We start from the raw sequence: 15,501 nt of genomic DNA on the forward strand, positions 1-15,501 counted from the left end.
CAGTTTATTTACAACTAAAGCAATAATCTATTTAATCCGGTGCCACAATCCGCACACCATCCTTATAGCCAGAGTTTTTTACCCCAGTAAATAAATCCAACGGCAAATGGCGTTGTGCGGTATTCAATACAGCATCACCAGAATTTGTAATCACCCTAGCGTTAACCAAGATCCCGCCCGATAAACGACTAAAAGACCCTTTAACTGTTAAACCGTCCGCATTACCACTGACAGATTCAAGCACATTTAACCCATATTGGCGTGACTCATGCACTAGCATTTCACGCAACAAGCTTTTAGCGCTGACTTGGCGACGACTCGAACTGGTTAAATCATTAAACTCTTCAACCCACACAGGTTTGCTCATGATTACACTGGCGGCACTACCATTAACTAAATCCATCACTAAAAAACGGATCTCTCGTGCTAAAAACTCATGATTTAAGGCTTGTTTTGACTGCTGTTGTTGGAAATTTTGCCGTGTTGACTGCAATAACATGCCACCTTGGTAGTTCATTGTTACCTCTGGCGCTTTAGGAACAATTTGACTACGCTGGGCATAAGGGCTAACGGTATACTGTGTTGATGGGGCTGACTGTGCTGTTTGCCTAGTATGAACTGGTTGAATCGGCGAAAATTGCTTGTCCGATTGAATAACCGCTGGCTGCTCACTATTTGCCGATTTATGGCGAGCTTTGCCCTTACCGCCAACATTATTTGGTGTGTAGTTTGAGCGTTCGGTATGGCCTGTTGCTGATGACTCTGGCACCGCCATTTGCATCATTCGCTGATTAGGACTCGACGGCATAGCATCATTGGTAACGGGCGCTTGCGGATCAGCTGGAGGATCGACTGGCCACGAGTTAGGAAAAAGTACAGCGCAGGCCGTTAAATTAACCAATAGGCCACTCACTACAAACATTACAAAAATATGGCTAAACCGCTTTAATTGCCTTTTGTGTATTAGCTTGTGAACAGGTTTGTGAATACGCATAAAACTAGTCATAATATTGACTCAAAATTTCCGGCTAAACTTATCTATTTATCGGCAGCAAATCTAATGCCAACAATATCAAATTTTTAAGCTTGATAGCCCCATCGTGGCATTATGCTTTGTTCAATATCTAAATGATCAAGAATACGAGCAACAATAAAATCGACTAAATCTTCAATTGATTGAGGATCATGATAAAAACCCGGTGCAGCAGGTAAAATAGTTGCTCCCAACTGTGAAAGTTTGAGCATATTTTCCAGGTGTATTGTCGAAAGCGGCGTTTCGCGCGGCACTAAAATAAGTTGCCCTCGCTCTTTAATCACCACATCTGCAGCACGTTCAATTAAATTATCGCTCGCGCCAGTGGCAATAGCCGATAAACTACCAGTAGAACAAGGACACACCACCATTTTTTTAGGCGCGGCCGAACCGGATGCCACAGGCGAAAACCATTCATCTTTGCCATAACAAAGCACTTGATTAGCTTTTGCGGCAAACTTATCCATTAAGTATTCAGCTAACTTGCTCGATGAACTAGGCAGCTTTTCTGTCGTTTCTGTGGCGAATACGACCTTAGCCGCACTCGATACTAACAAGTGAACTTGAAAGTCAGCCGCCAGCAAACACTGTAACAAACGTAATGCATAGGGAACACCAGACGCCCCTGTGATCGCCAACGTAATTTGTTTATTTCGTGGCCAAAATTTATCTGAATCTGTAGTCATAAAGTCAACATTTGAAACCTGTTGTACAATTTTAACATCTTTTGTATCTACTCAGCGTAATTTGTTTTACGCGCCCTAGTATTGTTAATTACCTCGTCTTTGCCGTGCCTACAGGACGTAGGTACTTAGGTTTCGTCTGGAACAAGAAACCTGCGAATGCGGTAATCTAGTGACTTTGTTTAGTAAACGTGAGCTCCGTTTACTTTAATAAAGGCGCTGGATACCTGAATACTCAGGTATGACGGTAATTTTTTATACCAGCGAGAGAAATTCAATTCTATTTATAAACACGCTGAGTAGTTACCATCTTTTTTTATTTAACCTAATAAACGAATTCGCCGACAGAAAAGTTCAGGCAAATATGGAGGAAATGTGGAAAGAAAGAATTTATTTTTCGAATGCGATATTTTCCGCAACCTTTACAACGCCCCTTCCCCAATTTATGCAGAATTTGTCATAATTAAACTAATAACCTAAATCACTCCATTACTAACTTCATCACAATTATGAAATTAAATAAAACCCTATGCGCGCTGCCCTTACTATCAACGCTCGCGTTACAAGGATGTCTTATCGAAGACTCTGAGCAAAATGCGCTAACGACTACTGTCAATTTAACGTTATCAACGTTGGCGGTAGAAAATCAGCACTTGTATGAACCAAATGATGAGCTGCAAGTTAATTATCGACTACACGCAGATAACTTACCTAACCCCCACAATGTCACGGTCGATTTTTACCTAGTGCATAATGAGCCAGAAGATGATAGCGAAGAAAATACCGAAGAATCTGAAGTTGAAGGCGACCACCTATTAGGTTCAGTAATACACGAAGCCATAGAAACGGGCGAGTTTGGCTATCACGCTGAGTTTACCATTCCGCGTGATTTACAACACGAAGGCCATTATTGGATTATGGCGGTCGTTGATCCGCAAGATGAAATTGTTGAAAGTAACGAACAAGATAACCACCCACACCCTGAAAACGAAGATCACGTTGCCGGCGAATTCCCATACGCTGAAATTGAAGTACAACTGCACCCTGGTCACGAATTCAAACTCACTAATATTGTGTTAGACGGTGATTCGGTCATATTGGACACGCCTGATCACCATGAAGGCACAGGGGATTTGCATTCAGATATTATTGGTCACATTGATGCCATTTATCATGGTACCAATACAGCTAAAGCCCGTTTTGAAGCAGAAATTTTAATTGACGGTGGCTTTCAACCATTAAAACTTTGGCATGCAGATAGTAAAACCTATACCGACAGCCAAGAAATTGAATTTACCTACAATGGCGAAGATCACTTTTTTGGATTTGACCTGTTTATTTCCGACGAGCAACGGGCCGCGCTTTATGCTAATTATGACGCTGACGCCTACAATAATGTGCTCATTCGTTACGATATCACCGACATTACCGAATCCGATGATGTTGAGCATGATTTAAATAACAGTGTTGTCATGAGCTACCCGCTTTACTTTTTTGAAGGTGAAAATACAGCTCAAATCAGTAGCAGCGCGCAAGTGACAGCCGCTGGCGTAACGTCAAATAGCCAAGAATATTCTTTATCTGGCGGTTTTGACAAAACCTATGGTGATAAAAAGAAAATCGCAACCTCGATGGACTTAGGAGGCTTACTTAAACTAGACAAAGAAAATCAAGGTGCTATTGCTGACGCGGGCGGTTCATTCAATGTGTATGTATTCAATAAAAAAGCGACACTTTTTCGAGTTGGCTTTAACGCGCAAGCCTTTACCGATGTCGCCGGTACTGGCGATGGCACGGGTTGGGGTTCAGAGCTAGTTCTATTTGGCTCAAAAATTATTGATGAATCTCACTATAAAACCGAGTTTATCAAAACTTGGAACAAAGAATGGGAAGAAGAACGCCAAATTGTTAGCTCGAGCTTTTTTGTTGGACCGATTCCCGTGGGTGTACGAGCTGGTGTAACAGGCGGTTTAGGTTTTGAATTTACCTTAAGGTTCGACGGGAAACTGCATGCCGAAGGTGATGTTGTCAGCAGTTATTTTGATATTTGGGCCAAAGGTGGCGTAGAAGCAGGCGTAGCGTCAGCAGGGATCACGGCTCAATTCAGAATTTTCGATGAATTACTGCGCTTAGACAGTGCTGCCGATTTAACCATCATTGGCCAAAATGGTGTCGATCCTAAAATTACTTACGAATTTGATCTCACCAACAAATTGGATGTGATCAAAGGTGACTTTGGACTATTTGCCGAAGTGCGCAGCGTTAAATGGTGTAAAAAGAAAAAATGGGGTATCAAAATTAAGTACCCTTGTGGCATCAAAAAAGACAATTATTACTACTGGTTCTATCGCACTAAAGGCTTATATAGCAAGAGCTGGACTATTTTCGCCAAAGACGGAGAAATTAACCTTTAGGTTAATTACCATATTAGTTGTGTTCACTTGCTGAATTTGACATACCAAAAGAGCGACTTGAGTCGCTCTTTTTATTTTTAGTACCTATTCAACTTGTTTGTAAATTGAGGGATTTTTCTACAATAGGTATAAAAATTACCGTCATACCTGAGAAATCAGGTATCCAGCGCCTTTGTTAAAGTAAACTTAGCCCGCATTTATAACACAACGTCACTAGATTACCGTATTCACAGGTTTCTTGTTCCAGACGAAACCTAAGTACCTACTTCCTGTAGGCACGGCAAAGACGAGGGTAAATAGCAAAACTATGGTTTGTAAAACCAACTACGCTGAATAATTACCCCATCTTCCGTACTTTAATCTCAAATGTTGAAAATTTAGCAAGTCACTTTATTGTGCGAAATAGATCACAAGCATTGAAGTAAAAGATCACCCTTATTCACGCTACAGATCACACAGTATTTCAAACAGCTTCGCTAAGATAACAATATCCTTGTCATTATATTTATCAGATCCATTAATGCCCCAAATCAAACAAGTCTCTATTCAATCTATGGATCACCTTGGTTTAGTCGCTGCGTTATTGAAAAAGTACAAAATTGCACAGCGAATTGACCTGATGCTGCCGATTAAATTGGATAAACGAACCAAGTCTACGTATGGGCAGCGGATCTGCGCGCTAATCCTGAATGGTCTTGGGTTCACCAATGCGACTTTGTATATGACCCCAGACTTTTTTAAAGACAAACCGATAGAGGCATTGATAGCGCCAGGGCTTTGTGCCGATGATATGAATGAGGATGCGCTGGGTCGATGTCTTGATAAACTGAATCAACACGGGACGACACGTTTATTTAGTCAGTTAGCTTTTGAAATTATTCAAGAGCATGGCTTATTAAGCACCAGCCATCATTTAGATAGCACCAGCTTAGCCTTATTCGGTGAATACAATGGTGATTGGAAGCATGCCCCAATACCTAAACAAGGGTATTCCAAAGACCATCGCCCCGACTTGAAACAAGTGGTTGTTAATCTCATTACCAACGGCCCAGCAGGACTTCCGATTTATTATGAAAGTTATGACGGTAATGCAGCAGACAAAACGATATTTCATGACAGCATTGCTTATATGCGTAACTTCATTGAAGAACTCAATAATAGCGAAGACATGTTATGGGTAGCTGATTCAGCGCTGTACAACACGAATAAGCTTCAAAATGCCAACGTGAATTGGCTGACACGCGTGCCAGCCACCTTAAACATAGTTAAGCAAAATAGTGCGAAAAGCGATGATGCTTTTGAATGGTGCGAATTAGATAACGGTTATCGTTACGCCAAAATTAACGATGAAGACAAAGACAGCCCGAATGAAAACTGGGTGCTATACAGCTCTGAGCAAGGTAAAGCTCGCCAACTGAAAACATTGGAAAAGAAAATCGATAACGCACATCAAGCATTAACTCGCGCATTGAAAAAAGTATCAGGGACATTGTATGCGTGTGAGCATGACGCGAGACAGGCACTTAAAAATACCGCTAAAAAAGCGAAGTATCACCAAGTTGTTGAACGCGAAATAGAGGCTCAATGGGGATACGAAAAACGAGGAAGACCGAAGCCAGAAGATAAAAAACTCAAAGGTTACCGGGTCATAGCAGACATTGTAGAAAACGCAGAAGCCATAGCCCAAGCGAAGCACCCACTTGGTCGATTCGTCTTAGCCACAAATAAAACGAGTTTAACACCCGCGCAAATGCTTAAGGAATACAAGCAACAATCTCAAGTTGAAAATGGTTTCAGGTTCATGAAAGACAAATCCTTTCAAAGCAATCGCATTTACCTGCAAAACCCACAACGGATAGACGCATTACTGATGGTCATGAGTTTATCGTTGCTGGTTTACAACTTAGGTCAATACGAATTGAGAGCGAGATTAACAAAAGAAGACGAAACCTTGCCCAATCAGTTAGGGCACCCCACGCAATCGCCTACATTACGCTGGGTCTTTCAAATGCTGCGAGGGATAAGTTATGTTGATTTAGGAACACAAGGCATTGGGGTCGCGAATATCAGTGAAAGAGAAGAGAAAATCATTCGCTTATTTGGCAAAGAAGCTTTAGATATATATCAACTGAGCTAGCCATCACTTGAAGAAAAATACACTGCTATGCGGTGGCATTTGTCGTGCGCGTAAAACAGGATAAGCTTATCGAACAAACAGATCTACTTAAAAATTTAGGGCCGCAACCACACAAAATATCCTGTATCTATAATTAAGTGCGGAAGATCGGAATTACTATTTTTCGCGCGGAATATTCGAACTAACAATGCTCGACTAATTCAGACACCACACTATGCAATTTAGCCGCCTTGACTGTTTTGCTAGCTTGATTCGTAGCATGCTCTGATTCCATAGATAAAGAATCAATCAATTCACCAACGACTAAATCGACATCGCCTTTTTTCGGGTACTTTTTATCATATGGCCACGCTTGATACGTGCCAGATAAACCAACGGGCACAATAGGCGCTGCAGTTTTTTCATGAATTAGCACTACACCTGATTTAAATTCATTTATTTGCCCCGTACGTGTACGGGTACCTTCTGGGAAAATAACAACGGCATGCCCTTCATTTAACAGCTTAATGGCTTGTAATATAGCCGCCCTGCCCCCTCGCTGTCGATCAACTGGATAAGCGCCCATATAACGAATAATACGGGCAAATAAAGGGGAACGAAAGTGCTCTTTTTTCGCTAGGTATTTAGGGCGACGGCGAGTATATCGCCCCAATAAAGGATACAGCATATATTGATCAAGATGACTGGCATGGTTGGCAATAATAATACAGCCCTTTTCTTTAGGTATATGATGCCAACCTTGAATAGACCGATAATAATGATTGAGAACCAGACTAAAAAAAGTCAATGTCCAATGCGTTTTCGGATGCTGCCAATAATGGATTGCCGCATTATTATTATGTGCCCACAGCCTTAACCTTTTACTTGGATTGATCACATGGGCAGAATCTGCCAATTCAAGCATAGGAATATCTAGCGTTGAATTACCATAAACACTAATTGATTGATAACACTCTTGAGATTTCGCTATAAAATCGCGTAAACACTCAGCTTTACGTTGTTTATCCACGTAATCCAGTATTAGTCCCGTTAGCTTGCCATTTTTCACTTGTAGCTCAGTCGCATAACAAGCCTTTGCGGACACCAGTGTTGCCAATGCTTGTACAACAGGGTTCCATGAAGCCGAAATAATAATAACATCCGTGTTATTCGCTTTGTGCTCTCGCAGTAAAGTATCAGCCTGCGGATACAAATTTCGCCATAAAAAAGGCAATACCTTGTCTTGCAATATGGCTAGCAACTTGTCTTGTTGCATACCTCGATAGCGCGAATATAAAAACTGATTAAATTTAGCTGGGTTAAGTTGGTACAACAAGAAAAAGACAGGGATCTGAATTAAAAATAACACCCGCCATAATATCCCACGAACCCAACCATAATAGTGAATTTTAAACAGATAAAGTTGTTGTAATGAATTGCTAGAAACCAGCGTACCGTCAAAATCGAAGCAAACTAATTTTTTATTTTGTATTAGCGCATGACTCATTTGTTTCTTATCCCTACTGAAGTTTAAGAAACCGCTTAACTCGACACGTTATGTAATTGATTACGTCCAAACGGCTTAACAAGTTAATAAATTAAATCCCCTTATGAATCTAACTTTTTAGAATAAACTCAGTCAAGTTAAACCATTCGCAACGATTTGCATTTTAAAGCCAGTGTGGGAGAATCCACGCCAATTTAGCTCCCTACTGATCTGTATGACGCAACCAGACTTTTTAATTCCCAAATCCAACGAATGTGAAAGGCTATTTCACGGGCGTGGTCACTTTTACCCTGATTTAGAGCATATTTGTATCGATTGGTTTGCGCCGGTTGTGCTCATTACCTTGTATAAACCAGTCGAACAAGTTTGGCTAAATACATTAGTCAGTCATATTCAAAGTCGTGTACATCAGTGCCAATCCATTCAAGTGCAACATCGCTATCAAAAAATGGCTCCGGTCGACGTCATGTGGGGAGACAAAATTGATAGCCTAACTGCCACTGAACATGGTTTAAATTACAAAATTAACCTAGCTAACAACCAAAACCATGGTTTGTTCTTAGATATGGCGAATGGCCGAAAATGGGTCATAGAAAACGCTAAAAATCGCCGTGTAGTTAATCTGTTTAGCTATACTTGCGCATTCTCGATGGCCGCTCATGCTGGGCAAGCTGATGCGATTATGAACCTTGATATGGCGAAGGCGGCATTATCGGTAGGTCGGGAAAACCACAAGCTCAATAAGCAAGCGCTCGATCATGTTAAGTTTGCCGGCGTGGATTTATTTAAATCTTGGGGCAAGCTGCGTCGCGAAGCAAAATTTGATTTACTCATTTGCGATCCGCCGTCATTTCAAAAAGGCAGTGTAAATATTGAGCGTGACTATAAAAAAATTATTCGTCGTATACCCGAGTTCATGCAACAAGGTCAAAGCTTATTAATGTTATGCTTAAATTCACCTGACTTATCCGTTGAATGGCTTAAACAACAAGTCGACGAGTTTTGCCCTGAGTGCGAATTTCAGCAACAATTAGCTAACCCCAACGTATTTAAAGAGGCAAACCCAGATAAAGGGTTAAAAGTACTCATTTATCGCTACTAGTTTTGCTGAGGAATCCAGAATGACAATCCGCTTTGCCACTATAGGCTCCAACTTTATTACTGATCAGTTTATCGATGCCGTTAAGCAACTCGACAATGCCACAGTGCACGCGGTTTATTCCCGTACTCAAGCGTCAGCAACAACATTTGCGGCTAAACATAATGTCGAGCATACCTTTACGGATTTAACCCAATTAGCACAAGCTAGTGACATTGATGCCGTTTATATTGCTTCACCTAATTCTTGCCATGCCCAGCAAGCCATCTTTTTAATGCAAGCAGGCAAACACGTTTTATGTGAAAAGCCATTAGCCGCTAATCAGCAACAAGTCGCCGACATGATCGCTTGTGCAAAAGCCAACAATGTCACCTTTATGGAAGCATTGTTGACCACCCACATGCCGAACTATCAAGCCATAAAGGCTATTTTACCGTCACTCGGGCCAGTGCATAGATACAGTTTTAATTATTGCCAATACTCGTCACGCTACGATAAATATAAAGCTGGTGAAAACCCCAATACCTTTAACCCTGAGTATGCCAATGGCTCATTAATGGATATGGGAATTTATACCCTTTATCCAGCAATTGAATTATTTGGTAAACCCGATGCTATCCAAGCAACTGGCATCAAGCTCGATTCAGGTGTTGACGGTTGTGGCGATATTTTACTTACCTATCACGACCAACAAATTATTGCCCATTGCGCACACTCGAAAATAAATCATTCCGCCTTTATTAACGAGATCCAATGCGAATCGGCGACTATTCAAATTCAACACCCTTCACAGTTACAGCAAGTCGTTGTTAAATACAAAAATGGCCAACAACAAGACATCACCCAGCCACAAAACAGCAATGTGTTGTTCTACGAAGTACAACATTTCGTTGAACTGTTAGAAAAAGGGGTTAAAGAATCTCCGGTTAATCACTGGCAATTATCGTTGGATGTCATGCAAGTATTAGATGAAGCGCGTAAACAAATCGGTATTCGCTATCCCAGTGATAAATAGGTTTAAGACTCGTAAATGAAATGCTTTTGTTGTGATGGACGATTCGAAAACAAGGAAATGGTGCATTTAGATACCAAAAACTATTGTCGTCCTTGTGCTATCGGGCTATTCGGTGACCTTGCTAAAAAGGCACCGCCAATTCCTGATGAAACAAATCTAAAAAGGTTTGAATCACATACAAAAGTCTTTTTCGCGTTAATTTCAGGCTTTTGGTTTTTCATATTTCTGTACGACTTAGTCACCGGAGTTTCGGCTAAAATCCGAACAAAATATAGCTCAGGTAAAGGCAAAAACGAGAGTCGTTAATCGCTTAAAGTCGTTGTTTACTCTATTAAAACAACTAAACTTAGCTATAATTCAATTACTTAAGATAACTCTTCTGCTCACCTAACTATGCGTATACCTCGTATTTACCACCCTAACCTGTTTGAAACTAATCAAACTATAACTCTATCGGATGATGCTGCTAATCATGTTGGCCGCGTATTACGAATGAAACCACAACAACAAATTGTATTGTTTAATGGTGACGGCTGTGATTACGAATGTACATTAACTGAAGTGTCTCGCAAAAAAGTACTAGCGCATGTCGACGCTAGCAAACCGCTGAGTAACGAATCGCCGCTCGCTATTCATTTGGGTCAGGTGATTTCCAGAGGCGATCGCATGGAATTCACTATTCAAAAATCAGTTGAGCTTGGGGTTTCTGAAATTACCCCCTTGTATAGCGAACGATGTGGTGTAAAGCTAAATGCAGAGCGCTTGGCTAAAAAAGTAGAACAATGGCAAAAAGTGGTTATCTCCGCTTGCGAACAGTCCGGCCGCGCTAAAGTTCCCACAGTGAATCCGGTGATTGAGTTGGATGAATGGCTGGCTAAACCCTTTAGTGGTACCCGCGTTAATTTACATCCGTATGCTAATCAAACCATGAATCAACTCGACATATTTGATGGTGCGGCCCAACTGTTAATTGGCCCTGAAGGTGGATTGTCAGATGAAGAGATTAGCGCCGCAGATGCCGCTGGGTTTAAAAATGTATTGATGGGGCCACGCATTTTACGCACCGAAACTGCCGCCCTTGCAGCCTTGAGTATGCTGCAATGTTTATACGGTGATCTTTAATCCTGTTAACCAACTAAATACCCAGTCGACAATATTAAAAAGCCGCCTTGTTAAACTCAATAAAGCGGCTTTTAATTAGAGCTTAGTGTGTTAGTAAGTTAATTCGTACCTGATGCGGAAGTTTCCTTTTGATCATTTACCAATCCAAGCTTTTGCTTAATAACTAAAATCAGTTGTTTTAAACGTTGACCAATACTATGCCCACCTAAATAGGCACAAGGCACTAGATACAAGGTCACGGTAGATGCAAATAAAACACCAAACGCCAACGAAATAACCATAGGTATTAAATATTGTGCTTGGGTACTGCGCTCAAACAAAATAGGTAATAAGCCAGCAAACGTCGTCAGTGAGGTTAATACAATGGCTCTAAAGCGATCAACTCCGGCTTGTTTAACCGCAGCAAACACATTAGCGCCTTTTTCTCGCAATTGTTTAATCCGCTCAAGTAATACTAAATTATCATTGACCACCACACCAGAACAGGCCAAAAAGCCAAAGAAGGACATCATACTAATATTGTGACCCAACAATAAATGACCAAATATCGCCCCCATAAAACCAAACGGGACTGCCAACAAGATCAGTAAAGGTTCGTAAACCGAGCGAAATGCAATAGCAAACAACGAAAACGCCACGAGAAACGCCAGCAAGAAATTCATTCTAAAATTGTCGCCAAATTGCGCCTGCGCTCTGGTATTGCCATCCGTCGACAACTTAAAACCCGGATATTTATCTTGCCATTGCTGGCTATAACTCGCCTGCATTTCTGTAACAATTACAGTACTATCAAAACCCTCAGCTAAATCGGCGGTGATAGTAATATTACGTACCCTATCTGTGCGCTGAATTTTACTGGTACCCGGCACTAAATGAATTTTCGCTACGGTATCTAACGGTACTTCAATACCTTGAGCATTACGAATTCGCATCTCGTCCAATGTATCTAAGGTTTGTCTATCTTCTTTAGGGTAACGCAGCATAACTCGCACATCTTCTTTAGAGCGCGGTATACGTTGTAATTCTTCTCCATAAAAGGATTGACGGATCTGGCGAGCAACATCGGCGGTCGTAATCCCTAAACTTTGTGCAAAAGGTTTAAGCTCGACTTCAACCTCTAAACGTCCGGTATCCAAATTACTGCGCACATTTTCTACGCCTTCGTACGCGGCAAGGGTTCGTGTAACATCATCAACAGCTGATTGCTGTACTTGCACGTCATTACTGCTTAGGTACAAATTCAATTGAATATCAGCTGCACCGCCACCGAAAGTAGAGACTAACGAGTAATTTTTAACTTCCGGCAATTCACCTATCTGCTGTTTGATTTTGTCGCGGATCACATGCACGGAAACATCGCGTTGTTCTGGTGGTGGCAACAAAATATCCATATTGGCATTATTGCCATTCGAGGTGGTATTTATCTCGTTAATGAAAGGCCGACCTCCGTTTTGCTCTAGTAACTCAGGGTCTTGGCTAACACGCGTAGCTGACTCCCTAAAGTGCTTAGCCAAATCGACAGAATAACGATACGGCGAACCTTCGGCAAACGATGCGCTAACGCGAATAAAAGGCTCTGGCACCTGCGGGAACATTTCACTTTTAATCCAACCTGCCGCAAACATCGACAAGGCAACAGCAAACACCATGATAAAGCCAAGTACCGTACTAAACTTTCGTTGTAACAAGGCAATTAAGGTTTTTTGGTAAAAACCGTTAGCAAAAGACTCCATCGCGCAGCTAAAGCGACTACGAATACGCTCAAGCATTTGCAAAACTTTAATTTGGCTTGGTTTCTCAGGTTTCATGTGTGATAAATGCGAAGGCAAAATCAGTAACGATTCAACCAAAGAGAACAACAAACAAAACATCACCACGAAGAAGATTGAAATGGTAAAAGGTTTAACTTCGGTTGGTACATCTGTCATAGGAACAAAGAAGATAATAGTACTCAATACCGCCAGTACCACAGGCGCTAATACCATACGTGTGCCCTTTACGGCAGCTATGCGCCCTTTTAGGCCTTCATGCTGACGACTATAAACGCTTTCACCAACAATAATGGCATCATCCACTACTATCCCCAGCACCATTAAAAATGCAAACATGGATAGCATATTCAGCGAAACATCAAAATGCGGTAGCGCCCAAATAGCACCGGCAAACGCGGTTACAATGCCGACCACCACCCATAAAGCGAGTAACGGGCGTAAAAACAGCATTAAAATAACAAATACCAAGGCTAAACCGCTCAATGCATTGTCTTTTAGCAAATTAAAGCGGCTTTCAAACACACTTTGAAACTCAAATGTGATCTCTAGCTTTAAACCCGCAGGCAAGGTTTTATTAAAGGCCTCAACATAGTCACGCGCACTTTGCGTACCGGCGAATAAGTCTGGGTCATCGCTAATTTTCACCTCAAACGCGAAAGCTGGTTCGCCTTTGTAAATAAACTCAACATCCTGCTCTGCAAAGCCATCATTAATATCAGCGACATCCGATAACAATAGTTGGCTACCATCAGGGCGACTGCGCACGACAATGTCAGCGAAATCTTCGCCCGTATAAGCTTGCGATCGGGTTTGAATTTGAATGCTACCTTGCTCGGTTTTAATGGTACCCGCAGGTACGTTAATCGACGAACGACGTACCGCATTTGCCACTTCGTCAAATGTTAAATTGTAGCGGCGTAAATTTTGTTCGGATATTTCGATTGCGACTTCGTCGTATTTCCAGTTATACATTTTCACTTCAGAAATACCCTCTAGCAACGGCATTTCATCACGGACTTGATAAGCGATACGTTTAAATTCACTTTTGCTGGCATCGCCTGATAAAACAAACCAAAGCAGCATATTACGCCACAATTGTTGGCGAATAACCGGTCTCTCAGCCGAAGGCGGGAAAGTATTGATAGCATCCACTCGCGATTTAATGTCGGCCAATACCGCTTTAACGTCATAACCTTCAACCACTTCAACTCGAACTTGTCCCCAATTTTGTTGCGCTGTAGAGGTAATTTTAAAAATACCAGCCAAATCGGCTATCGCCTCTTCGATACGAATGACAATCTGCTGTTCAACTTCAGTGGGGGATGCGCCCAAATACGTCATGCTGATGTTGACATAGTTAATATCAGGGCTAGGAAACACTTCCTTTTTAATCGAGTCAGAACCCGTAATGCCGCCAATTAATAAAGCCAACATGAGAATATTGGCCGCAATTGGGTTTCTCACAAACCATTGAATAACCGATATCATGACTCATCACCTTGTGCTTGCGCGACAGCGACTTCATCTTTTGCTTCTTTGTGCTGTTGGCTTTTATCTGCAATTAAAGGCTCAACAGCCATGCCTGGGGTTAAAATGGCATGTTTCTCCATCACAATATTGCCGTGCTGCTCATCTGGCAACGTGAGCCAAACCTGTTGCTTAGAACGGCGTAATACGGTGACAGGTTGTAATTGAATCTCATTATGCTGATTTAAGGTATAGAGATTACTGCGCTTAACTACCGTTTCACGCGGTAACACAACAACATTGTTTAAAGTTTTGCCGGTAATTTCGGCATTAACAAATAAACCCGGTGTAAGTGGCGCTGCATATTGCTTAGAAAATGGCTGTTCAACTTCGGCTATGGCGTAATACATACGAGACTGCGATTCGACATAGGCTTCTGCTCGCGTGATAATCCCCTGCCAGAATTGCATTTCACCCGCTACTATCGCCGATAGTTTAACTTGCGGTAAGTCTTGATTAAGTTTCTTTAAATCTGAAACCTGACGTAGTGGCAAATCAATCAACGCTAGCTGACTATCAGTTAAAGGTAAACGCACTTCAACCGCTTGCGTACTATATACCTTAGCCAATACATTCCCCGCTGATACATATTGCCCAATATTAACCATGACTTTTTCAACTCGACCAGCAAAAGGCACTGATATTCGAGTTCGATCTACATCAAGTTGAGCTAGCTCGACACTTGCTTGAGCAGACAATACCTGTGCTTGAGCTTCAGCTAATTGTGGCTGTCTCAAAAATAATTGATTGGCTTCTTTATTGCCTAAATCACGCCATTGTTGCTTGGCTTGTCTTGCGCGTCCTTTTTCTTCAGCTAACATCCTTTGAGCTTGCTTAAGTTGATATTTTGCGCGGGTCAAAGCCGCTTGATAATCACGATCATCAATTTGCAGTAATACTTGATAAGCATTAAAAAATTGACCCGCCCACATCTGTTCAGACACCGAAGTTACCACGCCTGAAACTTGAGAAATTAAATCGATTTTACGCTTAGCCTTAACTGTGCCTTGGCTTTGAGCGCTTAATTGAACTTGTTGTTTAACAATTGGCGCAACGGTGACTTGTGCTTTGGGTGGCTCTGCTAATTTATCGGGATCAGCTTGTGGTGTTGGTTTAGTCGCCATAATGGCCCCAATAACAACTGTGCCGATAACTAGAATGGTGGCGGGCAAATAAAGGCGTTTGAGATGAGTCACGTTGTCCCCTGCTTGTA

General features: G+C 41.7%; 10 protein-coding genes. 5 read left to right on the top strand and 5 right to left on the bottom strand.

Features of this window, described 5'->3' with window-relative positions:
* Nucleotides 1–31: 31 nt before the first annotated feature.
* Nucleotides 32–1,006, bottom strand: a complete 975-nt coding sequence (locus tag C2869_RS01895; protein WP_159083990.1) for a hypothetical protein — start codon at nucleotides 1,004–1,006, stop codon at nucleotides 32–34.
* A 74-nt stretch (nucleotides 1,007–1,080) separates the two neighbouring features.
* On the bottom strand, nucleotides 1,081–1,719 hold the full coding sequence (locus tag C2869_RS01900; protein ID WP_108601350.1) for a flavin prenyltransferase UbiX: 639 nt from the start codon (nucleotides 1,717–1,719) through the stop codon (nucleotides 1,081–1,083).
* A gap of 506 nt (nucleotides 1,720–2,225) precedes the next feature.
* On the opposite strand from C2869_RS01900, the gene C2869_RS01905 reads away from it, so the two are divergent.
* The gene (locus tag C2869_RS01905; protein WP_108601351.1) at nucleotides 2,226–4,130 is read left to right on the top strand and encodes a hypothetical protein; all 1,905 of its coding nucleotides are present in this window, start codon (nucleotides 2,226–2,228) and stop codon (nucleotides 4,128–4,130) included.
* A 520-nt stretch (nucleotides 4,131–4,650) separates the two neighbouring features.
* Nucleotides 4,651–6,267, top strand: a complete 1,617-nt coding sequence (locus C2869_RS01910; RefSeq protein WP_159083991.1) for an IS1634 family transposase — start codon at nucleotides 4,651–4,653, stop codon at nucleotides 6,265–6,267.
* Between the two features lie 181 nt (nucleotides 6,268–6,448).
* Here the strand turns inward: C2869_RS01910 and C2869_RS01915 are convergent, their stop codons facing one another.
* Nucleotides 6,449–7,753 carry an HAD-IB family hydrolase gene (locus tag C2869_RS01915; protein ID WP_108601353.1) on the bottom strand — a complete coding sequence of 435 codons (1,305 nt, stop codon included), beginning with the start codon at nucleotides 7,751–7,753 and terminating at the stop codon, nucleotides 6,449–6,451.
* Nucleotides 7,754–7,967: 214 nt separating this feature from the next.
* On the opposite strand from C2869_RS01915, the gene C2869_RS01920 reads away from it, so the two are divergent.
* The 3 genes from C2869_RS01920 (at nucleotide 7,968) to rsmE (ending at nucleotide 10,989) form a co-directional block, all read left to right on the top strand.
* The gene (locus C2869_RS01920; protein WP_108601354.1) at nucleotides 7,968–8,855 is read left to right on the top strand and encodes a class I SAM-dependent methyltransferase; all 888 of its coding nucleotides are present in this window, start codon (nucleotides 7,968–7,970) and stop codon (nucleotides 8,853–8,855) included.
* A 19-nt stretch (nucleotides 8,856–8,874) separates the two neighbouring features.
* Complete coding sequence (locus tag C2869_RS01925) at nucleotides 8,875–9,867, top strand: Gfo/Idh/MocA family protein (RefSeq protein ID WP_108601355.1); 993 nt, start codon at nucleotides 8,875–8,877, stop codon at nucleotides 9,865–9,867.
* A gap of 393 nt (nucleotides 9,868–10,260) precedes the next feature.
* Nucleotides 10,261–10,989, top strand: coding sequence for a 16S rRNA (uracil(1498)-N(3))-methyltransferase (gene rsmE / locus C2869_RS01935; RefSeq protein WP_108601357.1), 729 nt, complete (start codon nucleotides 10,261–10,263; stop codon nucleotides 10,987–10,989).
* A 98-nt stretch (nucleotides 10,990–11,087) separates the two neighbouring features.
* On the opposite strand, the gene C2869_RS01940 is transcribed toward rsmE, so the two are convergent.
* Both C2869_RS01940 and C2869_RS01945 read right to left on the bottom strand, forming a co-directional pair.
* Nucleotides 11,088–14,249, bottom strand: a complete 3,162-nt coding sequence (locus C2869_RS01940) for an efflux RND transporter permease subunit (protein ID WP_108601358.1) — start codon at nucleotides 14,247–14,249, stop codon at nucleotides 11,088–11,090.
* Entirely contained in the window at nucleotides 14,246–15,484 is a 1,239-nt protein-coding gene (locus C2869_RS01945) for an efflux RND transporter periplasmic adaptor subunit (RefSeq protein WP_108601359.1), read from the bottom strand. The genes C2869_RS01940 and C2869_RS01945 overlap by 4 nt, the downstream gene beginning before the upstream one ends.
* Between the last annotated feature and the right edge of the window lie 17 nt (nucleotides 15,485–15,501).

The sequence above is a fragment of the Saccharobesus litoralis genome, assembly GCF_003063625.1.
Taxonomy (GTDB): domain Bacteria; phylum Pseudomonadota; class Gammaproteobacteria; order Enterobacterales; family Alteromonadaceae; genus Saccharobesus; species Saccharobesus litoralis.

What these genes read in the sequence shown, in the direction of transcription:
- C2869_RS01895 (WP_159083990.1), bottom strand. Translation starts at nt 1,006, where the DNA reads ATGACTAGTTTTATGCGTATTCACAAACCTGTTCACAAGCTAATACAC.
- C2869_RS01915 (WP_108601353.1), bottom strand. Translation starts at nt 7,753, where the DNA reads ATGAGTCATGCGCTAATACAAAATAAAAAATTAGTTTGCTTCGATTTT.
- C2869_RS01940 (WP_108601358.1), bottom strand. Translation starts at nt 14,249, where the DNA reads ATGATATCGGTTATTCAATGGTTTGTGAGAAACCCAATTGCGGCCAAT.
- C2869_RS01920 (WP_108601354.1), top strand. Translation starts at nt 7,968, where the DNA reads ATGACGCAACCAGACTTTTTAATTCCCAAATCCAACGAATGTGAAAGG.
- C2869_RS01900 (WP_108601350.1), bottom strand. Translation starts at nt 1,719, where the DNA reads ATGACTACAGATTCAGATAAATTTTGGCCACGAAATAAACAAATTACG.
- C2869_RS01905 (WP_108601351.1), top strand. Translation starts at nt 2,226, where the DNA reads ATGAAATTAAATAAAACCCTATGCGCGCTGCCCTTACTATCAACGCTC.
- rsmE (WP_108601357.1), top strand. Translation starts at nt 10,261, where the DNA reads ATGCGTATACCTCGTATTTACCACCCTAACCTGTTTGAAACTAATCAA.
- C2869_RS01925 (WP_108601355.1), top strand. Translation starts at nt 8,875, where the DNA reads ATGACAATCCGCTTTGCCACTATAGGCTCCAACTTTATTACTGATCAG.
- C2869_RS01910 (WP_159083991.1), top strand. Translation starts at nt 4,651, where the DNA reads ATGCCCCAAATCAAACAAGTCTCTATTCAATCTATGGATCACCTTGGT.